This window comes from Bradyrhizobium sp. Arg816, assembly GCF_029989365.1.
Classification (GTDB): Bacteria; Pseudomonadota; Alphaproteobacteria; order Rhizobiales; family Xanthobacteraceae; genus Bradyrhizobium.
This window is the reverse complement of record NZ_JAPRAQ010000005.1, coordinates 374062-399550: the sequence shown is the minus strand read 5'-3', so window position 1 is coordinate 399550 and position 25489 is coordinate 374062. Positions and strand designations below refer to the sequence as shown.

Genomic DNA, 25489 nt, shown 5'->3' with positions numbered 1-25489 from the left:
ATGTCATTCTTCGGATTTCACTATCGGCTGGAGCGCAAGGCGATCGGCCTGACGCTTGGGATCATTTGCGCCGCAAGCATCGGCGGCCTGGTCGAGATCGCGCCGCTCTTCACGATCCACCAGACCGTGGAAGATGCACCGGATATGCGGGTCTACACCCCGCTCGAGCTCGCCGGCCGCAACATCTATATCCGCGAGGGTTGCTATGCCTGTCACTCCCAGATGATCCGCACCCTGCGCGACGAGGTCGACCGTTACGGCCCCTACTCGCTCGCGGTCGAATCCAAATACGACCATCCAATGCTGTGGGGCTCGAAGCGCACCGGACCGGACCTCGCCCGGATCGGCGAGAAATATTCCGATCCGTGGCACGTCGAGCACCTGAACAATCCCCGCGACGTCGTGCCGGTCTCGGTCATGCCGGCCTATGGCTGGCTGCTGACCACGGAATTGCGCACCGACGATCTCGGCCTGCATCTGAAGGCCCAGCGTGCAGTCGGCGTGCCCTACACCGACGACATGATCGCCAATGCCGCCGCGGACGCCTATGCGCAGTCCAATCCGGACTCGCCGCTGGCTGATGGCGTGACCAAGCGCTACGGCAAAGCCACTACGATGCGAGCGTTCGACGGCAACCCCAGCCATCTCACCGAGATGGATGCACTGGTCGCCTACCTCCAGATCCTGGGCCGCCTCACCGACGCCGCGCACAAGACAATTGCACAAGGCGGGGCAGAACAATGATCGAGCATGCGTTCCTCGTCGGGCTCTCGAAGTCGTTCGGCCTGTTTTACCTGATCGCACTGTCGGTCGCCGTGGTGATCTACGCCATGCGGCCGTCGAACAGGAAACAGTTTGATGACGCCGCCCAATCCATCTTTCGCGATGAGGCAGGACCATGGGAGTAGAGCAACAGGATCGCGACAGCTATACCGGTTATCTCACGACCGGCCATGAATGGGGCGGCGGCCTGAAGGAATTGAACACGCCGGTTCCGCGCGTGCTCTATTTCTTCCTGACCTTGGCATTCCTGTTCTCGGTCGGGTACTGGGTTCTGATGCCGGCGTGGCCGCTGGGCGTCACCTACACCAAGGGGCTACTTGGCATCGACCAGCGGAAACTCGTCGCGGCCTCGCTCCACGAGGCCGCGTTGGAACGTAGCGTCTGGTCCAGGCGCATCGAGACCGAAGATTTTGCGGAGATCCAATCCGATCCGGGGCTGATGAACGTTGTGCGCGAGACCGGCCGCACCCTGTTCGGCAACAATTGCGCGGCATGTCACGGCGTCGATGCCAAAGGCGGCCCTGGATTCCCCAACCTGACGACGACGTCATGGCTGTGGGGCGGCAAGCCAGAGGAGATCTTCAACACCATCCGCGTCGGCGTCAACTCCGCGCACCCTGACACGCACGTCTCGCAAATGCCGGCATTCGGCCACGACCAGATGCTGGCGCGGCAGGACGTCCTCAAGGTGGCGAGCTTTGTCTATTCCCTGTCGCATCCGGACGCCAAGGACATCGATCCCGCGCGAGTCGAACCCGGCAAGGCACTGTTCGCCGCCAATTGCGTCGCATGCCACGGCTCAGATGCGAAAGGCAATCCGGAAGTCGGCGCCCCCAACCTGACCGATCGCTACTGGATCTATGGCGGCGACTTCGACACCATCGACACCACCGTCTGGGGCGGGCGTCAGGGTCACATGCCGACCTGGGAAGATCGGCTGTCCAAGCTCGACCGCAAGATCCTGACGCTCTACGTCGTCGACAAGAGGATGGTCGGCCCATGAACGCATTTGCTGTCAGTCAACAGAGGAAAGGCAGGGCAGCGATCTGGCTCTGGCTCCTGGTCGCGTGCGGGCTGGCCTTCGTCGTGGTTGCCAACGCGCATCTCGTGTACGTCGCCGTGACGTCGCAACCGGAATGCGTCAGCCATCTCCGCCGGGACGAAACCGGCCACACGACCGGCCCTTACCGGGCAGCCCAATCATCCTGCTCGCCTCCCGCGACCTCAGTTTCTGCAGAAGGACACGAGCAATGACAATGCTTCCTTCCGTGGCGCCGCCGCTCGCGACAGTCAACAGATGGGCTCGCCCATTGACCGCGCGCGACCCGTTCAAATGGTTGGAACAGGGCTGGCGCGATTTCGCGACGCAGATACAGATGAGCCTCTCCTACGGCGCGCTGATCTTCGCCATCTCGATCGGCTTGGTCGCCGGCCTGATTGCGCTGAAACGCGACTACATCCTGTTTCCGCTCTTCGCGGGCTTCATGGTGATCGGCCCGATCCTGGCTGTTGGGCTCTATGAGAAGAGCCGGCGGATCGAAAGCGGAAAACCGATACGCTGGGAAAATCTTTATCTCGTTAGACCGAGCTCTGGCGGCCAGATTCTGTTCACCGGCGTCCTGCTCTCCCTGCTCATGATCGTCTGGATCCGGGCGGCTGTACTAATCTACGCTCTGTTCTTCGGTATGGTCGCGTTTCCGGGGCTCGATCGCGTCGCACCGATGCTGTTCACCACCGCGACCGGCTGGGCCATGCTTATCGTTGGCACGGTCGTGGGCGGGCTATTTGCGGCGTTCTCCTTTGCGATCAGTGTCTTCTCCATTCCGATGCTGCTCGACCGGCGCACGGACGCGCTGACCGCGATGGCATCCAGCATGGCCCTCGTCTGCAACAATCTGCGCGTGATGCTGATTTGGGCGACAATCGTGCTCGTCTTGTTCCTGATAAGTCTCGCGACCGGCATGCTCGGACTGATCGTGACCTATCCGCTGCTGGGCCACGCCACCTGGCACGCCTATCGCGCCGTCGAGCCGGACACGGAGTGACTGCGCTGGAGCGGATGGAGCTGAGCCATGAGTTGTTGCGCACCCGGCGCCGAACTCTGTCTTCATCAGGCCGGAAACCTGAATGACGAGATCCTGCTTGCGAGCAGGATCGTGGACGCAGGCCTGCGGCAGACTGATCTGTCGGTGCCCGACATCCATTGCGGCGGCTGCCTGCAACGGATCGAGGCGGCGCTCACCAAGCTTGATGGCGTTGTTCGTGCCCGCGCCAATCTCTCGACCCGCCGCGTGACAATTGTCTGGCGCGGCGAAATTCCACCGCAGTTCATGCCGAAACTCGAGAGCATCGGCTATCGGGCTCACCTGCACGATATCGGCGCAAATGGCAAAGACACGGTGCTGACGGAACTGTTGCGTGCGCTTGCGGTCGCAGGATTTGCGTCCACCAACATCATGCTTTTGTCTGCTTCAGTGTGGGCAGGCGCTGAAGCTGCAACACGCGACCTGTTCCACTGGATTTCTGCGCTGATCGCGCTCGCGACGCTCGCCTATTCCGGTCAGATCTTCTTCCGCTCCGCGTGGCGCAGCGTGAGACACGGGCAGACCAACATGGACGTGCCGATCTCAATCGGCGTCCTGCTCACTTTCGCAATGAGCCTTTACGAGACCATCCATCACGGGCCCTACGCCTATTTCGACGCGGCCGTGTCGCTGCTGTTCTTTCTTCTCGTCGGCCGCACGCTGGATCATGTGATGCGCGAAAGGGCGCGACAGGCCGTGAGCGGACTGGCACGGCTGAGCGCTCGGGGCGCCCTCGTTCTTCACGCGGATGGCACGCAGACCTATGTGGCGGTCGATGAGATCGCGCCGGGGATGGCGATCCTGCTCGCTGCCGGCGAACGCGTCCCGGTCAATGGACGGGTGGTCAAGGGAACTTCCGAGCTCGACTATTCCCTGGTCTCAGGCGAGAGCGCGCCCGTTCAGGCCGAGGAAGGGACCGAACTCGAGGCCGGCATCCTCAACCTGACGGGGCCCCTGACGATTGTGGCGACCGCAGCTGCGACCGATTCCTTCCTCGCTGAGATGACCCGCATGATGGAAGCCGCCGAAGCCGGGCGGGCATCCTATCGCCGGATCGCGGACCGCGCCGCACGGCTCTACGCGCCAGCCGTTCACTCCTTGGCGTTCCTGGCCTTCCTCGGCTGGATGATCGTCTCCGGCGATGCCCATCGTGCCATCACCATTGCGATCGCCGTTCTGATCATCACCTGCCCCTGCGCACTCGGGCTCGCCGTTCCAATGGTTCATGTCGCCGCCGCCCGGCGGCTGTTCGAACAGGGCATCATGCTCAGGGATGGCGCCGCATTGGAAAGGCTTGCCGAGATCGACACCGTGATCTTCGACAAGACGGGGACGCTCACTTCTGGACAACCGCGGGTTAGCGCAAGGGGCGATACCAGCGCCGACATGCTTGCTTTGGCAGCCGGCATGGCGATGCATTCGCGCCATCCCTATTCGGAAGCGCTGGCTAGTCTCGACAACAAGGCCCGCCGCATGGCGTTCGATGTGATGGCAGAACATCCGGGCAAAGGCCTCGAAGCGAGTCTCGGCAGCAACGTCTATCGATTGGGACGCCCCGGTTGGGCAATAGCTGACGGACGAGCCGCCGACAGCGATCACGATATAGCCGTTGCGCTCTCGACCAACGGCGAAATGGTAACCTGTTTCACCTTCGACGATGCCCTCCGCGACGGCGCGCAAAAAGCCACTGCCGAGCTGACAAAGGCAGGCATCACTGCGGAAATCCTATCCGGCGACGGCGACCGCCGGGTGCGAGAAATTGCCGGACATCTAGGCCTGCCCTGGGTCTCGGAGGCCCAACCCGCCAAAAAAATCCGGCATGTCTCCGCCTTGAGACAGGCCGGCCACAAGGTGCTGATGGTGGGCGACGGATTGAACGACGCGCCGGCGCTGACGGCGGCCGACGTCTCGATGGCCCCGGCCTCGGCCTCGGATATCGGCCGCAACGCCGCCGACCTCGTGTTCCTCCGTGACAGCCTCGAGGCGGTGCCTCGGGCGATCGAAATCTCTCGCGCGGCTCGTGTGCTGGTCCGCCAGAATTTCGCGCTGGCAGTCATCTACAACGTCGTGGCGATCCCCTTCGCCGCACTCGGCCACGTCACGCCTCTTCTTGCGGCGATTGCGATGTCGCTCTCATCCGTCACGGTCGTGGCCAATGCGCTGCGCCTCGATGTCCGGACGATGCAGCAGAATGGGCAGGAGGACACCGCCGAAACCAAAGCCCTTGTGGCGTGTGAGGCAGGCAAATGATCGACTTCTTCTTTCTTGTGCCGATCGCGATCGGCCTGGGTCTCGCAGGCCTCGCTTCCTTCATGTGGACACTGAAAAACGATCAGTATGACGACCTCGAAGGCGCAGCCCAGCGCATCCTGTTCGAAGGCAATGAAAGGCCCGAGCTCTAGCTGTCGGGCTGCGGCGTCTCGAAGCGCGGCAACTTCGCGAAGCAGATGCTGCTCAGCGCTAGAAACACGGACGCCCAGACGAAGCCCGGCCAGTAACTTCCGATCGTCTCTCGAAACCCCGCATAGACCAGCGGTGAAAATGCCACCGTCACCAAAAATGCCGAGTACAGGAACCCATAGGCGCGGCCGAAACAGCGCGCCGGAAAATACCGGGAAGCAAGATAGACGATGAGATCCACCTCAGCTCCCAGCGACATGCCCAGGAATATCGCGGCATAGGGCGTGGAGCCGGGGCCGCCGAAGGCGAGCACCATGAAGCCCGCCGAGCTTATTGCCATCAGAAGCGTGGCCGCCAGAGGCGCGAAGACGAAGTCGATCGCAACGCCGACGAGCAACCGGGCAGAAACCAGCGACAGGCCGACAAGACCGGCCATTGGCCCGGCGGTTGCGGGACTGAACCCGGCATCGATCAGCATCGGCACAAAGTGCACGACCACCCCGCCGGTTCCGATCGCAACCAGTACGAACGGCACGAGAAGGCGAAAGAACACAGGATGCCCGAGCACCTCCGCGACGGTTACGGATTCCTCTGCCCGCGCATGCGATGATCGCGGTCGCGGTCCGCCGACCCCGTTGAGCGCCAGGAGACCGACAACGATCGGAAGCCCAGCCAGCATCACCCATGCGAGCGTGCGGTAACCCCCGCGCCAGCCCGACGAAACGATGATCGGCGACAGGAAAATCGGAGCGACGACGCTCGCCAGACCCGTACCGATCAGGACGATGCCGAGAGCGGCACCGCGGTTGCGGTCGAACAGCCCAACGATGATCCGGGACAACGGCACCGGCGAGCAGCCCGCCCCGAGCAGAGCGATCAAGGCCATGATCGCCCAATATTGGAGGATCGAGCCGCTCATGAGGCTCAGGGCAAAATAGCCGGCAGCCAGCATGAGCATTCCGGTCCCGATCAGAATTCGTTCGCCGACCCGGTCGACCACAATGCCGATCAGAGGCGCGGTGAGCGCCGTGCCGATCGTGATGATCGTGATGCCGAGCGAGATCGAAGTCCTGGTCCAGCCAAGCTCCTGCTGCAAGGGCGTGATGAACAATCCGATCGTGAAGGGTGGAAGCGTGTGCAGTCCGATCGCATGGCCAATCAGGCACGCCATCATGGCCGGCCAACCGCGTCGGAATTCGGTAGCCCTCGAACCCAAAGTCGAAATAGTCTCACCCCTGTGGACCGATCGGCAGAGGCCTCTTTGGTCTGCCTGGTTCTGCTCGGATTGTAGGGTGAAGGCGCTCGAGGACGCCACCCTGGAATGGCCCGGGAGCGGCCGCCACCGGCCGTTTTCTGATCGGTTTTGCAAAACGATGACAAATTCAGACAATCCCGGGTAGCTCCGGCATCCCTATGATCGGGTGCAACGGCATGAACAGACACGAGAATTGGGAAGCTCTCGGATGGAAAAAGTCGCTTACGGCCAACACCTGGTGAAGGCGCTGCACGTCAGCGAAGCCCAAACGCTGGTCACGCGGCCGCTTCTGCAGAAGTCGGAAATCGCCGTGACGGAAGTCCGGCGCGACATTCCCGAGAACGACTACACCTCGGCGGTCCCCCAGGAGAACGCATTCCTCATCACCCTGAATATGCGTGACTGGCCCCAACGCGTTCTCTGGATCGATGACAAGCCCGTCGATGCGCTTCCGCTCCAAGCCGGTTCGTCCAACATCTTCGACTTGCGGCGGAAGTACATAGGCTACGGCGTTTCGTCCTTCCATATGATGTCATTTTACTTGCCACGAGGCGTTCTCCGCACCATTGCCGAACTCGACGAGGCGCGCGACATCGACGAATTTGCGCACGATCCCTGCAGCGGCATAGACGACGCGGTGATCCGCGATCTCGGCTGTTCCCTTTATCCGGCCTTCCGGCGCCCCGACGAAGCCAACATGCTCTTTGTCGACCACATCACCACGGCGATCGCCGCGCATGTTCTGCACGCTTATGGCGCCACGACCGGCAAGTCCGATGCCGGGGCCGTTGAGCTGGCGAAATGGCAAGAAGTGCGGGTGAAGGAAATCATTTGCGCCCATCTCGATGGCAATTTGACGGTCGCCCAACTCGCGCAGGAGTGCGGCCTGCCGCCCAGGACCTTTGCCGCCGCATTCACGAACTCGGTCGGAATGCCCCCTCACAAATGGTTGCTCGAGCGACGGTTGGAGAAGGCGATGGCCATCATGAAGCAAACGACAATATCGATCGATCACATCGCCAGGCAGTGCGGATTTACCGGAGAGCGTCATCTGGTGCGCGTCTTCAACCGGGTGATCGGAGCCAACCCGCAAGCATGGCGACGCGCCCTCGTCTCCTGAAAGGCCGATTTGAAGGACCTGCCGACAACCACGAGCGAGAACCATAGAGATGGCGAGCCTCAAGGGATATGGTCAGACGGTGGCACAGCTTCTTCGGATCGATGAAGCTCCCTCCGTCGTCCGGCAAAAGGGTTATCGCAAGGAGTATGCGGCGACATTGGTCAGGTCCGAGCAGCCATCTCGGGAAAAATCCGACTCATTGCCGACCGAAGAATCGATCATCGCCTCGGTATCCCTTTCGGAGAGCCTGGATCGCGAAATCTGGTTGAACGAGCGTCCATTGCCACCGCAGGGGCCGCAGGCGGCGGGCGGAGCAACGCTACTCGATCTCAGGCACGACAACCGGGTCCGGTTCAAGAGCGGCTTCCAGCTGGTGCACTTCTATTTCACGCGTAGCGCCCTCAACGGAATGCTCGAGCACCAGGGCGCAAGACGCGTGGACGAGCTGCATGCCCCTACCGGGGTCTTGTCCCCCGATCGCACGCTGGCACAATTGGCCAGTGCGCTGCTGCCGTCGCTTGCGCAGCCGCAGGAAGCGAGCCGCATTTTTGTCGACCACGTTTTGCATGCCGCCGCTGCGCATCTTCTGAAGGAATATGCCGGCATCGATCAGCCGGCCGTGAGGCTTCGCGGCGGGCTTGCTCCCTGGCAGCAGAAACGAGCGACCGAATTGTTGAGCGAGCATCTCGACGGCGATCTTTCGCTGGCCGACATCGCCGCCGAGTGCGGGTTGTCGCCGGGACATTTCTCCAGAGCCTTCGCGCAATCGATGGGCATGCCGCCGCACCGCTGGCTGCGTGAGCAGAGGGTCGAGAAAGCCAAGTCGCTGCTATCGACCTCGCGACTTTCCCTTCTTGAAATTGCCAAAGCAACCGGCTTTGGCGATCAAAGCCACTTCACGCGCGTGTTCTCGGAGTCGACCGGGAGCAGTCCCGGCGCATGGCGACGATTCCGAAGTCAATAAGCCAACGTCGTGCCTTAGCCATCGAAGATGAGTCGACGGACAGCGGTCCCGTCGCGTGGAGGCGGTTCGGAGTTGGTGAGGCCGGACCCGTTCAGCGCTTGCTTGAAGGTCGAGGTTCACTCCTGAGCTCTCGCGAATCTTGTCGCTCGAGTCGACCGACCTCGTCCGGTCCCGAGAATAGGCGAACCAGATCGTCCGTAGCGGGAAGACATAGCGGGGAAGTGACTCGAACCCCCAAACTTCGCATTCTGGCTCAGCACGGAATATCCAGTCACAACGTGCGAACCGTCCCCTTACGCCTGCGAGCGATGGATCGAACAAGCGATCGATACGCTCCAAATTGCGAAATCAATCTCTCGAACGTCCGTTTTTTCCGCTGGAGTGTCCCATTCTACGATGGGTCATGTAATCGGCCTGTACCAGGCGATGTTCGTGCTCTATCTCATGCTGCGAAGTGCAGAGACAAAGAGCGGGATAAGGTATGTGAGTTAGTTCTCGACCAAAGATCAGGATGGATCAACCTAGTTTTCCAACCGAAAGGTCCGTTCTGAGCCACAAACCTCTTAAGTGACTGATTTTATTTGGTGGGCGCACCAGGGCTCGAACCTGGGACCCGCTGATTAAGAGTCTGATGTTTTCTAAATAACTACAGGCACTTAGACGTAAAAGGCGGTTATGGCAGACCTATATAGATCAATGCGTTACAGCTGAGTTGTAAATCATGAGCCGACGCCTTCTTTGACCTGCGAGGCCTGCGTCCCGAACGTAAGTAGCAAGCGAAAAGATCAACAAAAACAGTGGAGTTCGCTTGTGATTGACCACCTTTACTGTTTGTCCACGATGTTTGGTCAATCGGTGGTCAGCCTCCGGCGCGATTCGACGGTTGGGCCACACAGGCGCCCAAAGCTTTCTGACTAACTATCGAACTCGGCTCGGGACAATGAGTGAGGCCGAGTCCACGGCCCAAGCCGTTCGCGAGGTCTACAGCGCTTATTACAATGAGATGGGAGGCGTAGGCGCAGCGCCGGAACCACAGGCTCGGAGGCCAACGAGAGAGGACAAGGTCGTGCGGTCTCAGGGAGCGCCTAGACCTCAACCCAGTCAATCAGCTGCGCGCCATTCGACAAGGCCAATGACCCGAAAACCCCTCCCCGCACTGCTGATTTTCGCGAGCATGGTGGCACTGATTGTCGCATTCAGATTTTTAGCACAATAAGACCGCTTGCGGATTGGGTGCGACGTCTGCTTTCCTCCCGAAGCGACTAAATAGCGTACATCGCGCACTTCGCATTTGGGCCATCGGCGGACATCGCGTCGCCGCCGGAGACGCAGCTTGGTGAGCACCCGGCGACCGTCACGACTTTTGTACGCGACGTCTTGGCAAAGGCGGGCGTCGCCACAGCCAGATCCAGGGCGCAAAGGACGGCAAGCAAAGCAAACAAGTCTTACTCATGGGCGACGCTCCCGGGTTGGTCGACGCAACCGCTGAGACAACAGCGGCAAGCAAACGGTCAGCCGTTCAGCAGTTGGGCGGATACGGATCCTAGCTGCGCCGTCAGCGAGCCATGATCTCGCGGGGGGCGGCTTGGAGCCCTGATCAAGGGAGCATCGGCGTCCTCCATCATGCCCCTCACATCATCTCCGAAAGCGGACGCCTCGAGCCGATCCGAAACATGCGGTTCAGGCCGAATGCCCTCTTCGAACCACCTCCCCGCGAGGTCGCGCTTTGACCAGCAGCAGCCCTTGGCGAACGAACGATGACCTCAACTGGTGCAGCAGCACGGCCCACCGAATGGTTCGACTCGCGCTCAAGACGAAAAGAAACCCGAAAACCATCAGCAGCGCGCCAAGCCAGGTCCAGCCCTGCCCGTCATCGCCGGCGTCGGCGATGGAAAAGGCGAGCGGCGTTGCCGAAGCGGCGACCGCGTCGCTGACGGCCGGCGTGGCGGCCAGCATTGCCTCCACGTCGACTTGGACGTCAGCTTGGACGCCGACCTGGCGCGGCGTGATCCCGTCGGCCGTGAGGCGGTCGTGCTTGGAAAGGGGAACCGGCGACACGCGGGTCGCGCTCCCGGTCGCAAGGACGGGACCGGCATCGACCACCTGCACGGGCGCGGACGGGCTCGGCCGAGACGTATCCTCGGGTGCGGAGCGCTGCAGCTCCGCGCGCGCATCCACCGCCTTCCGCTTGCGCGCGGTGGTCTTGTTCTCTTCGGCCTTGGCGGCACGATCTTTGGCGGCACGATCGCGAACCGACTGCTTCACCGTCCCGGTCGCTTCGGCGACCTGGAACCAGCATCTGCGCCGGCCTTCCACCCTATAGACCCAGTGCTGGCCGTCGGCGGTCGACTTGCCGGGCCGCGACAAGCACTCCACTTCCGCGGAACTGGGCGCGGGGGCTGGCGCGGGATCGGCATTGAGGAATGCGGAAAATGTGTTCGACGACGCAGACGTCGTCGACAGACCGGCAAGACATACAAAAGCGGCAAAACAAATTCGCAAATGACCGGACATGGAAACCCCCGGTGTTGCGCCCCTGCCCGACCACGAGCGTTGGCCGTGATCTGGGTCGCAATGCGACTTGAATCCGGCAACGCCGTGGATTCATTTTGGCCGCAGGCGAGATGATTGCGCAGACAAGGGGGAGTGCACTCAATAGCTCCGGCCGCTTTCGCGTGGCCTGTAGCTCAATGGTTAGAGGCGGCCGCTCATAACGGTCTGTTGCCGGTTCGAGTCCTGCCGGGCCCACTAACGTGATCAGTCGCTTACGTCGTTCTTGTTGCCTGCACCGCGGCCGCCGCACCAGAAACAGCACCAGATACGTCCGCTTTTGGTTCGTGAGGGCGTTCGCGCTCCACTTCCTCGGCTGTGATCTCCCTCTCAGTAAGTGCCATGTCTGCTAAGGATCCCATTTCGGAAATGCAGTCTCGGATCTTGGTGGTCCGCAAAGGGCCAACAAGAGACTCGTGCATTGCAGCAAACAGCATCTCTATTCGATCACCTCATCGGCGCGAAGGAGCAATAAGGTCGGCACGCTGAGACCGAGTGCCTTGGCAGTTTTCATGTTGATCACGAAGTCGAATTTGACCGGCTGCTCTACCGGCAGATCAGACGGCTTGGCGCCTTTGAGGATCTTATCGACGTAGCTTGCTGCACGGCGGAACAGATCGGCTATATCGGGGCCGTAGACGATCAATCCATCACTAGCGAATTGTCGGGAGAAATGAATCGCAGGCAGATGATGTTTCGCCGCGAGCGCGACAACTCGGGGGGCCTCGACAACGGTGAGAGTATCGCCAAAAACAATGATTGCATCGGCGCGCTGGGCTGCGGCCGAGGCAAAGGCAACATCAAGTTCCTCGGCCGTGGTCGCCTGAACTATCGGCAGAGCCACGCCGAGGTTTCGCGCCGTACTTGGTACCTCATCGGCTAACAACAGCCTGTGCATTGGGTTGCCGGGATTGACCAAGATCGCAATTTGCGAGGCGCCGGGCACCAGTTCCCGCAGGATTTCTATTCGTTTTGCGACGAAACTTCCTGGCACGTAGGTCGCAAGCCCCGTTATGTTGCCGCCCGGACGCGCTAGGCTTTGTACGAGGCCGAGTCCCACGGGATCGGCCACAGCTACGAATACAATGGGAATGGTCGCGGTCGCCGATTTCAGGGCTTCGGCTGCCTGTGGTGCAGCGACGACGAGAACATCCGGACGGAGAGCAATCAGATCGGAAATTGAAACTGGCAGTCGGTCCGGGGGTTGGGAAAAACGATAGTCAACAATGAGGTTTCTTCCGTCTATCCAGCCGTGGTTTCGCAACCCATCAAACAACGCGAGCTCGGCTTGGTTGAGCGCCCGCCCGCCGCCATCACCCACAGCAAGAAAGCCAAGTCGATGGCGTCTACCCTGCGCCCACAAACGCCGCGACGAAACGAGTAACGCCGCAGTGGCCGCTATGAACTCCCGCCGCTTCATTCGATCCTCATCACAACTTGAGGACGACGGGTTGCATAGTATCAGTTCTCGACGGTCGTCGCACGCGGTGAGGTATAATGCTGTCGCAAAGCGGTGCGAGGGCGCTTGCCTGTGAATCGGCGCCGAACAGTGGCCCCACACATGCGAGACCAATCAAGGACTTGCGATGTCGATCGGCGCCCTAACCCCACGCCGATTAACAGTTAGGGCTCTCGCGCGCACTCTTGCTACGGCAGATATTTCCAGCGTGAGCGATTTGGCCGACTTAAGCGACTACCATATTTGCGTCGCGGAGGGTCCCAACCCCTTGATTGGACGTAATGGCTGGACCGGCGATGGTCTCATCGTTGCGCACGAGCGACGTTCCAGCGCTTGGTCTCTGGTTGCGAAAGTTGCCTCGTGGGCGATCGAACGGCGAAAATGTGAACCTGGATCTTAAGAGCCAGAAGGTTGTCGGCGCGCATCCGGCCTAGATGTTGGTCGGACCTCGAACTTCAGAAGTGTGGCTTGCTCGCCGACGAAGGACGGTCCATGTTCATCCGGGCCCTGGCGCGCGAAAATCCTCGCGCGCCGGCGGAGCCGCTCGATAATCGCCGTCTCCCGCAGCAGCCAAGCGCCAAACGCGTAGTTGACTTCCTACTTCGGAAAAATTGGCGATCCCGACATGACTCGCAATCGAGAGGAAATTCGTCAGTTCCGCTGGGCGGTCCAGTACCCCGAGCAACGCGCGCCTCCCGAATAGCCGCTCCATGTGACCCATGTCGACGCGCACTGCCGATCACTCTGCCGCGAGCGCGCGTGATGTCGCAGCGGCAATCCGATCCGTCCCCACACATCCACCAGCGCTTCGGCGAGCGCATCAATCAGCTTGTCACCGTGATAGGGCGTCGGCGTGATGCGCAGCCGCTCGGTCCCGCGCGATAGTTGATCGGCTGGACATAGATGCCGTGCTCGGCGAGCAGGAGATCGCTCGCTTCCTTGCATTTCTCCGGATTACCCACCATCAACGGCACAATGTGCGTCTCACTGGGCATTATCGACTTCATGGCCGGACTTCTAGAACCGGAAGAAGGATCCTTCGTCGTGCTGGCGGGCCGGGCTCCCTCTCTGAACCGGAATTCGCTGGCTTGAGCCTTCAAGACGCCCAACCGATATCTTGTAGCGCGAAGCCCAAGGCATGGAGAGCAAGGTCGGCGTCCTCCTCGATTGGTTCGCGATCGATTACGCGGCGATCGAGGAGTACGTCGACCGCGGCGCCGTTTGCGTGCTCGAAGGATGGAAACTCGCGCAACGCGGTAATCAGGGCTCTTTGGCACGGTGATTGCATCTGGATTCGATGTAAATTTCAGCACATTGCGATGATTGCGTCGGACTGGATTACGCGAATGCCCACTAACGGATTTGTAGTCTGGTTCAACAAGTTCAAGGGTTACGGCTTCATAAGGCCCGACGGCGGAGGTAAAGACATATTCGTCCATATGTCTGCCGTCGAAGAAGCTGGTTTGCCAACGCTCATCCAAGGCCAGAGTGTGAGCTATGAACTCGTCTCCGTTGAAGGCAAGGTCACGGCCGGTCAGCTGCGCGTCGCAACCCGCGAGTCCAAGTCTGCAGAATGAACGCAACCTGGTGCCATCGACGGTTCGGATTCGTCTTACATCCGTCGATGCTGATGTTGAAGGTTGTCGATCAGGTCGTTGTAGCGACCGATAAGGTCCAGCAGCTCGCCCCCATGGTTCGACAGGAAACCGGCAATGCCGGAACTGACGATATCGACGGTGGCGTCCAATTGCGCCAATAATTCGCGCCGGGCATTGTCACAGTACTCCGCGACGTCTGCATCAGCGATCGACAACTCGCCCGGAACCCTCATCCTCTCGAACCTCGGCACTCCATGTCGTGGCATAATTGCGAACCATCGATCGGCCGGCGCCTCTCGTTCGCTCAACCTCGTTCGGGGAGCGTCACCCACAGCTGCCGTTTCGACGTCGATAGAGAGCAGTTCAAGCGTTTCGTTGTGAAGCCGATCAAGCTCGCTCATGGAGTGATCGAACATGTTTCCCAACTGCTTGAGCTGCAGCCAGGCGAGCCGCAAATGCTGATATGGTGACACCTGATCATGGCCCCGCGAATAGTCGCGGGCAACAACACGACAAACCATCAGATCGCCATACACGGTCCGCAGCTCGACAAGCGAAGCAAGCTCAGCCTTCAGGCGCTGATGAATAATCAATATCCCTCCTCTCATCCGCTCCGTCACGAACTCGAATGACGGATCGGACAAGCGCATCAACCTTTCTCCGGCGAGTTCGATGATCGAAACGATCCGCTCGTCGATCTCGCTGGTCGTCAGCACACCCACCACGCTGCTCATTCTCAGATCATCCGGCAACGCCGCCCGGCGCCTCGACACCTGGCTGGCCATCGGGCCTACGAATCCCCAGCCCGGAGCCTCTCAGGGTTCAACCGATTTCGAAAGCCCAATCTTATGCCTGGTACCCGGACAACGGGGCAAATCCGGCTTTGTGCCGGCGGTTGGGCGATACAGGATCCGGCCGCAAAAAACCGCGGTTCACCAGGATTTCGATTGAAGGCTGAAGACTTTAGCGGCCAAGCCCATGTCGGGCCGGCGTTATCGCCACACCAACGTCCCGGGGCAACTAGCCGAGTTGAGATCTCAACACCAAGAACATTCGGGGCCCGATCTGAACCGGACTCCGGGTTCCCATAATCCGCTGCGTCACCGGCCGGCGCGCGACGTCAGACTGGCGCGATCAACGACTAGGGCGCGTCGCGCATGTTGCCAGACTGTGCGTCGGGCCATGCCTCAGTTGTTGGCGGGCGTGCCGTAAGGCGAAGATGGCGACCCTGCGGCCCAGCCTGCGTGCGACAGATTGCCCTGCTGCTGGCGGCCGAGCAGGTCATCATAAATGTCCAGCGTTCGCAGCGCGATGTCGGACCAATCGTACCGCATGGCGCACTCGCGGCGCATCGCTTCGCGCTCGACCTTGCTCAAACGTGTCTTCGTCAGCGCCGACAGCTTTGCACCCAACTCCTCACAGTCACCGACATGGAAAATGTGCTCGGGATCGGTCACCACCTCCAGGTTCGGGACGATATCGCTGACCAGCACGGGCAATCCGTAACTGAGCGCCTCTAGCAGAACGATCGGCAACCCTTCATGAGATGACGGCAGAACGAACAGCGCAGCATGTGCGTAGAGTTGCCGCAAGCCGTCGCCGGTCTGAAAACCGGCCATGACGACGTTCTGGTGGCCGACCGCCTCTTGAACCAGTTGATCGGCGTATTCATTCTGGTGGTCGATCTTTCCGACGATGGCAAGCTTCCACCCCGGCAGTTCCGCGGCCAGAAACGCGCGTAGCAGATCGAGCTGCCGCTTCTCCGGCACAAGCCGGCCGACGGTCAACACGTATCTTCCCGGCTCGAGGCCCAACTCGACCACCTTTTCGCTCTGCTGCGGCAAATCCGAGAATACCACGCCATTCGGCACGACCTCGCAGGGTTTACCGTACTTGGACGTGATCAGTTCCCCGATGCTGCGGCTGACCGCGATGCGCTTGCTCGCATAACGCATTCCGAGAGCCTCGCCGGTCCTAAGCACCATGCGCGCGGCCCAGCCCCACTTCTCGCGATTATAATCCTCACCATGATGCGTGACGACGACCCGAAGGCCGACAGCACGAAGCAATGGCGTCACGATTGCAGGGCCGATGCCATGAATATGGACCAACCCCGGCCGCCGCACCATCGCGACAATTGCGCAGACCACGGAATGGAGTAGCGTTTCGAGATATTTGTTGCTGAGAGTCCACAGCCGCAGCACCCGAACGCCCCGCCAAACTTTTGGGACATCCGGCGTCACATAGGGAGATCGCATGCAGACGGTCACCCGCCTGCCGAGCTCGACCACCCTTGGTGCGAGATTCTCGGCATGCGTCTCGATGCCACCCTGGATCTGAGGGAAGCCACGGAAGCCGAACATGTAAATCTCTCGCCTGCTCATCTGGACTTCCTCCAAATCTAATTGTTCATGAATGTTCGCAACGGGTAATGTTCGTCTGCCGTCATGCGTCCCTTGACCAGCCTGGCCTTGACAGTCTTGTTCAGGAACGACGTTCGCTCGACGTGCGGCGACGGGCGCACGTCGGAATAATTGATGTAACTGTCAAAACAGATGCTCTTGCCCATCGAGACCTTGAGCTTGTTCTTGAGAACCCAGAGCAGCGGATCGGTTTTCGGGAGCTGAGGCACCAGATTGGACCGCATCGCCGTTCGCGCGGTGGTCACCATCCAGCAGTTCTGTCCGCAATTCGCGACCTTCTTCCGCGTCTGCTGGGCGAGCTCGCTGTCCATGATCTCGACCCATGATTCCCGCGCGAGATTTCCCATGGGAAGATCAGAACGGACGTTGCAGGCCCACACGTCCGACCAGGGATCGATGAAGGCGAAATCCTTGCCTGCGCTGCAAGGGATCAGCCGGTCATGACCAAGAATCTTTTCGATCAGGCCGAGGTTCAGATAGGCACGAAACCAGTTCTTGGGCTTCTTGCTGCGCAGCATCGCCGAGATGAGCCCCTCGACCTTCCGCGCGACTGCCTTCCGATCGTAGAAGTAATTGTCGTTCTTGTAGAACTGCCAGGCATTGTGAAGCGTGGAAGTTGCGAGCTCAAAGCCCTCCTTGCGAGCGAACTCGTAGACATTGACGAGCTGGTCGACGTTTTCGTCCTGGATGACCATGGCGAAGCCAAGGTCGGTGCCGCCAGCTTCGCGCAGCATACGCAGCCCCGCGACCTTGGTGTAATAGCCATCCTTCTCGCCGCGAATTCTGTCGCTCGTTTCCTGATCGCCCTCGAGCGAGAACCGCACCTTGATGTTGGGGTGCTTCTTAATGATCGGAACGAGGCGCTCCGGATGCAGCCCGTTCGACGAGATCTCCACCACCCTCGCCTTAGGATAGAGAAGGTCGATCATCTCGCCGAGGTCTTTGCGAAGCGTCGGTTCGCCGCCCGACACGTTCAGATTGTCGAAGCCGGACGGCAGCTTCGACAATGTTGCCAGCGACACTTCCTCCTTCGGCTCGGTCGGATTCTGCCAGATGTAGCACATCTGACACTTGGAGTTGCAGCGGAACGTGGAAATGACGGTGAGGTCCATTTTATGATCCAACTTTCCTGTAAGAGCCAGCTGATGCAATCAGTTCCTCGTATAACGAGAACAGCGCCGCGCCGTGCTTCTCGAGCGTGTACTCGGTCTCGACGATTGCCCGCGCATTGCGACCGAGCGCTTCGCGACGACTACGGTCGGCGAGAAGATTTCCGACTTTTTCGGAGATTTGAGCCGTATTGCCGGGCTCGAACAGCAGACCTGTCGTCCCGTCCCTGACCAACTCGGGAATTCCGCCGATGCGCGAAGCAACGATCGGCTTGCCGTACGCCATCGCTTCGAGGATCGAGAGCGGACTGTTCTCGTGCCATACGGAGGGCACCACAATCAGCGCGGCCCCCTTGATGGTTCGCGCGAGGTCGGTGCCTGTGAGATGCCCCCTGAACTCCGCAGCGGGGTATTTGCGCTGAAGCTCAACGAAGAGCGGACCGGTGCCGGCGATCACCAACCGCCAGGCTCCCTCGGCTTTCGCGTGGGCCTTGAGAAGATCCTCAACGCCTTTTTCGGGCGACAGGCGGCCAAGATACAGCGCGTATCCGTCATCGCCCGCCGAAGCGTCGATGCGCGACGCGTCGATACCGTTCGGAATATGAACGACCTTGTCGGCACCGAACCGTCGAACCGCGGCATCGTACATGAACTTGCTCGGCGCAATGAACTTTCCGACACGATGGTAGCTTCCGAGCAGCGCGTGATAGCGAGCCTCAGCCCAAAGCAGGGCGCTACGTCCCAAAGAGCCGTCTGCGCAACGGCGTGCGAGAATCGTCTCAAAGGCGCCGTCGCCGCATCTTGAACACACCTCTCCGTTGCTGAGTTGCGTATAGACCGGACAGACCGGCTTGTAGTCGTGAAGCGTGAGAACGACGGGAACGCCCATCTCCGCTGCTGCGGTGACGATCGAGGGAGTGAGCTGGTGGTAGATGTTGTGACAGTGCAGGATGCTGGGCTTCTCATCCCGGATCAGACGCGTAATGTTCGAGACTGCTTCGGGCGAATGAATGAAGGATATGGCCGACTTCAGCTTTTCGCGCCTGGATGAGGCGCGGTACGACTTCTGCGAAACGAAGTACGACTGGAAGCGCGACGGCATGTTTCGATCGTCGTTCATGGAGAATTCGACGATGTCGACTTTCCATTTCCGCATCAGATCCATCTCGTCGAACATGACGACTTCGGATCCGCCATTGCGAAAGAAGAACTTGTTCGCAAACAGGACTTTCTCGACGTGCTTTGCCGGATCACCGAGCCGCTTCAATTTGCGTGCCTGGGCATCTTGCTCGATGATGAGCCTTGAACGAGCGGCCGAAACGGCGACCTCCTCGCTGAAATCGATCGAAGGCTCCGTCATCGCGGCGGCCCTTCCCTGGTGACCGGGACAGGCCGCACCGCTGGGCAAACACCAAAGCCTGGGGCCTGGTATTCGGTCGGGCGGTGCACTGCCGATCTCGTCGCAATTACAACCATCTCCGGGATGATAGGCGACCGCTCCGCGCCGAAATTGACGGCCGTCAACTCGGCGTCGTCGCCCGAGCTAAAATGGCATGCTGGCGCTCTTCAAGTCGCAAGGCTGCCCCATTCGACGGGTACGGGGGCTCCTACGGCCCGCTCGGGCGCCAACGCGAAATAGCCTCATAATCGGCGAGAAACTGCACGGGGTTGCCGGGTCATAACTGCTTGATGCCGCGCGGAGAGAGCATGCCCGAGCAACTTGAGCCAATCGGCGCAGCCCCCGATCAAGGGTTGATTGCATTGGTCATGATGCTCCGCTTCAACGGGCTCGCGATAGATCCTGAGCGCATCCGTCACCAGTTCGGGACCATCATCAGGGCCGCCGAGATCCTCCGCTGCGCCAAGCAGCTTGGGTTGAAGGCCCGAATCGTCAGGACCAATTGGTCTAGGCTTTCCGGTCTACCGATGCCGGTTCTTGCGATCCTTCGGGAAGACAGATTTCTCATATTCGGAAAGGCTACCGAGGAGCGAGTCATCGCGCTCGAGCCTGGTCAACCGCAACCGGTGATGTTGTCGCGGATGGAACTTGAGGCCGTCTGGGACGGTGCGGTCATCCTGATGACGCGCCGCGCCTCACTTTCCGATCTTGCACGGCGCTTCGACATCACGTGGTTTCTTGGTGCCATTCGAAAATACCAGCGATTGCTTCTCGAGGTCCTTGCAGCATCGTTCTGCCTTCAGCTGTTCGGCCTGATATCGCCCCTCTTCTTCCAGGTCGTCATCGACAAGGTGCTCGTGCACCGCAGCATGAGCACCTTGGACGTGCTTGCGTTCGGCCTCCTGGCAACGGCGTTGTTCGAAGTGATCCTCGGAGTTCTACGGACGTATCTGTTTTCTCACACCACCAACCGGATCGATGTCGAGCTCGGCGCCCGGCTGTTCCGTCACCTCTTGGCGCTGCCGATCGGCTACTTCCAGGCGCGACGGGTGGGTGATTCTGTCGCAAGGGTCCGAGAGCTCGAAAATATTCGCAACTTCCTGACGAGCTCGGCCCTGACCCTGGTCATCGACCTGTTTTTTTCGGTCGTCTTTATTGCCGTGCTGTTCTTCTACTCGCCAACCCTCTCCTGGATCGTTCTCGCCTCGCTTCCGATCTACGTCGCGATTTCCGCCGGAGCAACGCCTCTCTTTCAACAACGTCTCGACGACAAATTTCAGCGGGGCGCAGAGAACCAGGCGTTTCTCGTGGAAACGGTGACGGCCATGGAAACGCTCAAAGCGATGGCTGTGGAACCTCAGATGCAACGTCGCTGGGAGCAGCAGCTTGCCGGGTATGTCGCGGCAAGCTTCCGCGTCATCAGCCTCGCGAACGTATCGAGCCAATCAGTCCAGTTCATCAACAAGCTGGTCAGCGTGGCCATCCTCTATTTCGGCGCACGGTTCGTCATGACAGGGTACCTTACCGTTGGCGAGCTGGTTGCCTTCAATCTGATCTCCGGTCGCGTCAGCGCCCCAGTGCTCCGGTTGGCCCAAACCTGGCAGGATTTTCATCAGGCCAGGCTATCGATCGCGCGTCTCGGCGACATCCTGAATACGGAACCCGAGCCCGTTTACAGTCCCGGCAAGATGTCGATGGCCACGATCCGAGGCGACATCGCATTCGAGCAGGTGACTTTTCGCTACCGCATCGATGGACCCGAGATCCTTCGAGACGTCCAACTACGCGTTCCGGCAAAGCAGGTCATTGGAATCGTGGGCTCCTCGGGATCAGGAAAGAGCACTTTGGCAAAATTGGTTCAGCGCTTGTATATCCCGGAGCGCGGCCGCGTTCTGGTCGACGGGATTGACGTGACGCAGGTTGACCCTGCCTGGCTGCGACGACAGATCGGCGTGGTTCTCCAGGATAGCGTGCTCTTCAATTGTTCGATCAGGGACAATATCGCCTTCGCCGATCCTGCGACATCGACGGACCGCGTGGTCCAGGCAGCCACGATGGCCGGCGCGCATCATTTCATCCTGCAGCTACCGAACGGGTACGACACCATCGTTGGGGAGCGCGGGAGCAGTCTATCCGGTGGACAGCGTCAGCGCATTGCGATAGCACGCGCGCTGGTCACCGACCCCCGAATCCTGATCTTCGACGAGGCGACCAGCGCACTCGACTACGAGAGTGAGCACGTCGTCCAACAGAACATGGCGAAAATCGTGCAGGACCGTACTGTGCTGATCATTGCGCATCGGCTATCGGCGCTACGAATGGCCGACCGGATCATCACGATCGAAGATGGCCGCCTGGTCGAGGACGGCACGCATCAGGAGTTGATCAAGCGCGGGGGGCGCTATTCAAAGCTCTTCCGCCTACAATCGGGTTTCCATGACCTTCCATAGTTTCCCCATCGCTCACCGCGGCACCAACCGACGAAACGGTCGAGCTCACGCCAGCGTCGACGAGATCGCATGAAACAGACAAGAGCGGAGATGCGCGACGATCCAGGGCTGTTCGTGCTCGACCTGCTCCTCCGCTTGCGCGGCGTCGATAGCAGCCTCGATCACATTCTTCAGCGGTTCGGTTACCGGCCGATCGGCGTTCCGGAGATGCTCGCCTATGCGAAGGAGCTCAATCTCTCTGCGAGCTGTGTGACGACCGATTGGGATGGATTGTCCGGATCGGCCCTGCCCGGCATCCTGCCATTTCGCGGCGGAGGCTTTCTTCTGCTCGGGAAGGTCCATGGCCATGAGGCCGTCGTGATGACATCGGGCGCCGAGAGGCCGTCCATCATCTCGAGATACGACCTCGAGACCAATTGGGACGGGCGATTGGTCGTGATCGTACCACGACGCGCCGCCACCGCGTTGCTCTCGCGCATGCTGCGAAGCTGTCTCGGATTTGTTCGGCAGTCAAAGGAGCGCTACGGGGTCGTGCGGACACGACTGGCTGGACTGTTTTCATCCCTCGTTGGTCGCGCGTCCGCGGTTTCCAAGCCGCAGCCGGCTGCGCCGGCGGAGCCGCCCCAGAGGACGAACGGCGGGAATGCCGTCATCGTTTTCGCTGACCATGCCCGCAAGCTCGGTCGGGCGGTTGCGGGGCTGACACCATCTCGCGGCGCTCACCCGAACGAAGCACTCGCCTTCCTCCCGGCGGCGCTGGAAATCGTAGAGACCCCTCCTTCGCCGGTGGGACGTACGATCGTCATCAGCATCACGGCGGGCTTCCTTGTCGCGCTGATCTGGGCCTGCCTTGGAACCATCGACATTGTTGCAACCGCTCCCGGCAAGGTCATCCCGAGCGATCGAACCAAGACCATCCAGCCGTTCGAGACAGCCGTCGTCCGCGCAATTTACGTTGAAGACGGCCAATCCGTCAGAACCGGCGAACGCCTGATCGATCTGGATGCGACCATTTCGACTGCAGAGCTGAACCACCTCAAGAGCGATCTGATGAGTGCGCAGCTCGACGCTGCTCGCCTGAAGGCATTACTGTCGAAGACTGACCCCGCCTCAGCTTTCGTCCCACCGCCAGCCGCCCCGCCTGCCCTGATCGAGATGCATCGTCGCTTTCTCGCCAGCCAAACCGCAGAGCAGGCCTCGAAACTGGCTGCAATTGACCGCCAGATCTCGCAAAAGGAAGCCGAACGAGCCACCTCGAAAGCGTCGATCGACAAGCTGAAGGCCACGATCGGCCCACTCCAGCAGCGCGTCGAGATACGCGAGCAGCTGTACCAGAAGGAACTCGGATCTAAGCTACAGTATTTGACCGAATACCAGGAGCTACTTGGCCAACGCCAGGAAATACTCGTTCAGCAAAGCCGCTTTGGCGAAGCGGACGCAGCCATCGCGGTCCTGGTGGAGACCCGCAACAAGACCATCGCCGAGTACGAACGCAATCTGTTCGAGGAGTTCGCGAAGGCCGAACAGAAGGCTGCCGGCCTGAGCCAGGATGTCATCAAGGCCGAGCGGCACACGGGCCTGCAGACCCTGACGGCACCAATCGATGGTGTCGTACAGCAACTCGCCGTTCACACGGTTGGGGGTGTCGTGACACCCGCGCAACCCACCATGATGATCGTCCCGCGCGATAGCAATCTCGAAGTTGAAGCCATGATCTCCAATCAGGATATCGGCTTCGTCGAGGCAGGTCAGGACGCCGCAATCAAGATCGATACCTTCAATTTTACCCGGTATGGACTGATCACAGGCAAGGTCATCAGCATCTCCCAGGATGCAATTCCCCGCAACAAGCCGCCGGAAAACGGCAACGCCAAATCGTTCGGTGCCGGGACGACCAGCAGCGAACCAACTGGGCAAGAGCTGGTCTATGCGGCACGGGTGTCACTCGATCGCAACTACATGAACATCGAGAACAAGCGCGTCAGCCTTTCCCCCGGCATGGCCACCACGGTCGAGATCAAGTCCGGCTCGCGCAGCATCATCAGTTATCTCTTGTCGCCGATCATGCGGTACAAGCAGGAAAGCTTGCGGGAGCGCTAGAGCGACAGCACTTCGCCCGAACATTGGCCGTGCTACTGCTGTTGACGTTTCGCGGATGACGATGTGCTGAGTTCGAAACCTGCCGCCAGCTCAGAGCGAGACGGCCGGCGCCGACCCCGCAGACGCCGCCAAGGACCTTCACGGCAGCGTCGAGAAGCCGACCATGCCGATCCGGCGTCAGCAACTGAGCACTCTCGAGGACAAGCGCGCTGAGGATCGTCAGCGCAAGAACGCCCGATGTGCGACGCGGTAGGCCGAGTGCAAACGCAAAGCCCGTGACAGCGAAGGCTGCAAAGTGTTCCGTCTTGAGGCCAGCCAGCGTCGGGCGATCTTGAATCGGTGATAGTGTCCCGAACGTGATGAACGCAAGCGCCGCCCACCCGGCAATGAGAGCCAGCCTTTGGATCATCGCCTCATACTATTCTGCTGAAATCGGCGCGGCTTGCCTGATGAGACCAGCTCCGCTCAATGCGGCGGCGGCTTCCTTGACCACGGCCCAAGGCAGCATAGATCGTTCTGCTATGTCGAGGAGTGAATGGTCGCCGTCCGACATGTTCAAGACCCAGAGCAGCCCCATTTGGAAATTTCCAGCTGCGAGCCCGCCCAATCCGCGATAAAGGCCATAATTGCCCAATTTCGGTTCGCAGAACGGCTTTTCGTTCCGAAAGCAGGCGTCGTTTTCGATGACGTCGATAGCTGCAATCGCTTTCGTCAGAGTATCGTACAGCGCGTCGGGGCGAACAAAATCCAGATTGTCGGCCGAGCTGTGATACTCCGCGAACTTGCCGAAGGGCGTTCGCATCACGGTCCCGATTGGCAGGTTGAAGCCAGGCGAGCAATATTGCCGCTCGTCGTAGCCGTAGGGCGAGAACTCCTGAATTTCGTGAGCCTCGCCGCTCTGCTTGAGCACATAGCACCAGGCCCGATCGATCTCCGCATTGCCGCGGCGGCTCTTCTTGTAGGTCATCGACCCCGGATCGCCTGCGCAGGTCAGCACAAACCCATGCTTCACGCGACCGACATGCCCCTCGTTGAGCGCCAGCCAGGTAATCGCTCCGATCGTACCGGGGATGAAGACGAAGCGATAGGTGTACTTGTGCTCCATCTTCCGCAGGTGTTGCGCGAGCGCGGTCGCGACCGCGATTCCGGACAAATTGTCATTACAGAGCGAGGGATGACAGATATGGCACGAGATCAGCACCTCGTCCGAGGTGCGACCGAGCAGCCTCAGGTCCCCATAGGTCAGATGGCCCGGAGCGAGGCTGGTATCGATGCAAACCTCATATTCGTCCTCCTGCATCGCCAACAATTGATTGTCCGACAGACAGAAGCCCCAGGCCTCCTTGTAGTAGCTCGTCCGATAGGGAATCCAGTCCGGTTTATCGGGGTCCGAGTAGAGATGAGGCTTGAGCTGTTCGAGCGTCATAAGCGCTCTGACCGGTATGCTGTAACCAAGAAGATGCAGGTTCGACTTCCTGAAATCGATTACCCGTTCGCCTGCGCTGTTCTTGATGTAGGCGTCGCGCACGTTCCACTCGGGTGGCACGGTCCAGTCGAATACCTGGAGGCCGGACGGCACTTCGCACGTCGTCAGCGGGATATGGTTTCGGATGAGATCGATCGTTCTTCGGACCCCATCTCCCGTGATGCTGCGAGAGATGGGGTACATCTCCGCAACAAATTCGTGGAGTGCGCGTCCGGTCTTGTCCGCCGACAGGTCGACGGCCGCGTCACTCTCCCGGAGGCCCGCGAGGTCCGCATGTCTTGCTATATCGTCCATGCTCAACGTCCTCCG

At 60.3% G+C, this 25489-nt stretch carries 20 protein-coding genes and 1 pseudogene; 12 read left to right on the top strand and 9 right to left on the bottom strand.

Going from position 1 to position 25489, the window contains the following annotated elements:
• From ccoO to ccoS, 6 genes are all read left to right on the top strand, one after another.
• A complete protein-coding gene (gene ccoO / locus OWC48_RS15840) occupies window positions 1-744 on the top strand; it encodes a cytochrome-c oxidase, cbb3-type subunit II (protein ID WP_282520823.1) in 744 nt (247 codons plus the stop codon).
• On the top strand, window positions 741-908 hold the full coding sequence (locus OWC48_RS15835) for a cbb3-type cytochrome c oxidase subunit 3 (protein WP_282520822.1): 168 nt from the start codon (window positions 741-743) through the stop codon (window positions 906-908). The genes ccoO and OWC48_RS15835 overlap by 4 nt, the downstream gene beginning before the upstream one ends.
• Window positions 899-1786 carry a cytochrome-c oxidase, cbb3-type subunit III gene (ccoP, locus tag OWC48_RS15830; RefSeq protein WP_282520821.1) on the top strand — a complete coding sequence of 296 codons (888 nt, stop codon included), beginning with the start codon at window positions 899-901 and terminating at the stop codon, window positions 1784-1786. Before OWC48_RS15835 ends, ccoP begins: the two co-directional genes overlap by 10 nt.
• 247 nt (window positions 1787-2033) lie before the next feature.
• Entirely contained in the window at window positions 2034-2828 is a 795-nt protein-coding gene (locus tag OWC48_RS15820) for a DUF2189 domain-containing protein (protein ID WP_282520819.1), read from the top strand.
• 27 nt (window positions 2829-2855) lie between these two features.
• On the top strand, window positions 2856-5117 hold the full coding sequence (locus OWC48_RS15815) for a cation-translocating P-type ATPase (protein WP_282520818.1): 2262 nt from the start codon (window positions 2856-2858) through the stop codon (window positions 5115-5117).
• Window positions 5114-5269: a cbb3-type cytochrome oxidase assembly protein CcoS gene (gene ccoS / locus OWC48_RS15810; protein WP_282520817.1), complete on the top strand. Its 156-nt coding sequence runs from the start codon at window positions 5114-5116 to the stop codon at window positions 5267-5269. The genes OWC48_RS15815 and ccoS overlap by 4 nt, the downstream gene beginning before the upstream one ends.
• Here the strand turns inward: ccoS and OWC48_RS15805 are convergent.
• On the bottom strand, window positions 5266-6441 hold the full coding sequence (locus OWC48_RS15805) for an MFS transporter (protein WP_282520816.1): 1176 nt from the start codon (window positions 6439-6441) through the stop codon (window positions 5266-5268). The genes ccoS and OWC48_RS15805 overlap by 4 nt on opposite strands.
• A 289-nt stretch (window positions 6442-6730) precedes the next feature.
• Here OWC48_RS15805 and OWC48_RS15800 point away from each other — a divergent pair, with 289 nt between their 5' ends.
• The gene (locus tag OWC48_RS15800) at window positions 6731-7642 is read left to right on the top strand and encodes an AraC family transcriptional regulator (RefSeq protein WP_282520815.1); all 912 of its coding nucleotides are present in this window, start codon (window positions 6731-6733) and stop codon (window positions 7640-7642) included.
• A gap of 49 nt (window positions 7643-7691) precedes the next feature.
• On the top strand, window positions 7692-8606 hold the full coding sequence (locus tag OWC48_RS15795) for an AraC family transcriptional regulator (RefSeq protein WP_282520814.1): 915 nt from the start codon (window positions 7692-7694) through the stop codon (window positions 8604-8606).
• Window positions 8607-10286: 1680 nt separating this feature from the next.
• On the opposite strand, the gene OWC48_RS15790 is transcribed toward OWC48_RS15795, so the two are convergent.
• From OWC48_RS15790 to OWC48_RS15780, 3 genes and pseudogenes are all read right to left on the bottom strand, one after another.
• Window positions 10287-10973 (bottom strand): hypothetical protein, encoded by a 687-nt coding sequence (locus OWC48_RS15790; RefSeq protein ID WP_282520813.1) that lies wholly within the window; start codon window positions 10971-10973, stop codon window positions 10287-10289.
• A 622-nt stretch (window positions 10974-11595) separates the two neighbouring features.
• The gene (locus tag OWC48_RS15785; RefSeq protein WP_282520812.1) at window positions 11596-12576 is read right to left on the bottom strand and encodes an ABC transporter substrate-binding protein; all 981 of its coding nucleotides are present in this window, start codon (window positions 12574-12576) and stop codon (window positions 11596-11598) included.
• Between the two features lie 690 nt (window positions 12577-13266).
• Window positions 13267-13673 (bottom strand): annotated as a pseudogene (locus tag OWC48_RS15780) (aminotransferase class I/II-fold pyridoxal phosphate-dependent enzyme); the annotation flags it as partial.
• An 80-nt stretch (window positions 13674-13753) separates the two neighbouring features.
• Between OWC48_RS15780 and OWC48_RS15775 the strand changes: the two are divergent.
• Both OWC48_RS15775 and OWC48_RS15770 read left to right on the top strand, forming a co-directional pair.
• Window positions 13754-13897, top strand: coding sequence for a hypothetical protein (locus OWC48_RS15775; RefSeq protein WP_282520811.1), 144 nt, complete (start codon window positions 13754-13756; stop codon window positions 13895-13897).
• 64 nt (window positions 13898-13961) lie between these two features.
• Window positions 13962-14192, top strand: coding sequence for a cold shock domain-containing protein (locus OWC48_RS15770; RefSeq protein ID WP_282520810.1), 231 nt, complete (start codon window positions 13962-13964; stop codon window positions 14190-14192).
• A 35-nt stretch (window positions 14193-14227) separates the two neighbouring features.
• On the opposite strand, the gene OWC48_RS15765 is transcribed toward OWC48_RS15770, so the two are convergent.
• The 4 genes from OWC48_RS15765 to OWC48_RS15750 all read right to left on the bottom strand — a co-directional run bounded on the left by OWC48_RS15765 (window position 14228) and on the right by OWC48_RS15750 (window position 19105).
• Window positions 14228-14998, bottom strand: coding sequence for a hypothetical protein (locus OWC48_RS15765; protein WP_282520809.1), 771 nt, complete (start codon window positions 14996-14998; stop codon window positions 14228-14230).
• A gap of 402 nt (window positions 14999-15400) precedes the next feature.
• Window positions 15401-16576: a glycosyltransferase family 4 protein gene (locus OWC48_RS15760; protein ID WP_282520890.1), complete on the bottom strand. Its 1176-nt coding sequence runs from the start codon at window positions 16574-16576 to the stop codon at window positions 15401-15403.
• A 38-nt stretch (window positions 16577-16614) separates the two neighbouring features.
• Complete coding sequence (locus OWC48_RS15755; protein ID WP_282520808.1) at window positions 16615-17748, bottom strand: radical SAM protein; 1134 nt, start codon at window positions 17746-17748, stop codon at window positions 16615-16617.
• 1 nt (window position 17749) lies between these two features.
• On the bottom strand, window positions 17750-19105 hold the full coding sequence (locus tag OWC48_RS15750; protein WP_282520807.1) for a glycosyltransferase family 4 protein: 1356 nt from the start codon (window positions 19103-19105) through the stop codon (window positions 17750-17752).
• A gap of 347 nt (window positions 19106-19452) precedes the next feature.
• Here OWC48_RS15750 and OWC48_RS15745 point away from each other — a divergent pair, with 347 nt between their 5' ends.
• Both OWC48_RS15745 and OWC48_RS15740 read left to right on the top strand, forming a co-directional pair.
• Window positions 19453-21594, top strand: a complete 2142-nt coding sequence (locus tag OWC48_RS15745) for a type I secretion system permease/ATPase (RefSeq protein ID WP_282520806.1) — start codon at window positions 19453-19455, stop codon at window positions 21592-21594.
• 114 nt (window positions 21595-21708) lie between these two features.
• On the top strand, window positions 21709-23694 hold the full coding sequence (locus OWC48_RS15740; RefSeq protein WP_308776765.1) for an HlyD family type I secretion periplasmic adaptor subunit: 1986 nt from the start codon (window positions 21709-21711) through the stop codon (window positions 23692-23694).
• Window positions 23695-24112: 418 nt separating this feature from the next.
• Here the strand turns inward: OWC48_RS15740 and OWC48_RS15735 are convergent, their stop codons facing one another.
• Window positions 24113-25474, bottom strand: coding sequence for a DUF4910 domain-containing protein (locus tag OWC48_RS15735; RefSeq protein ID WP_282520888.1), 1362 nt, complete (start codon window positions 25472-25474; stop codon window positions 24113-24115).
• Window positions 25475-25489 lie beyond the last annotated feature (15 nt).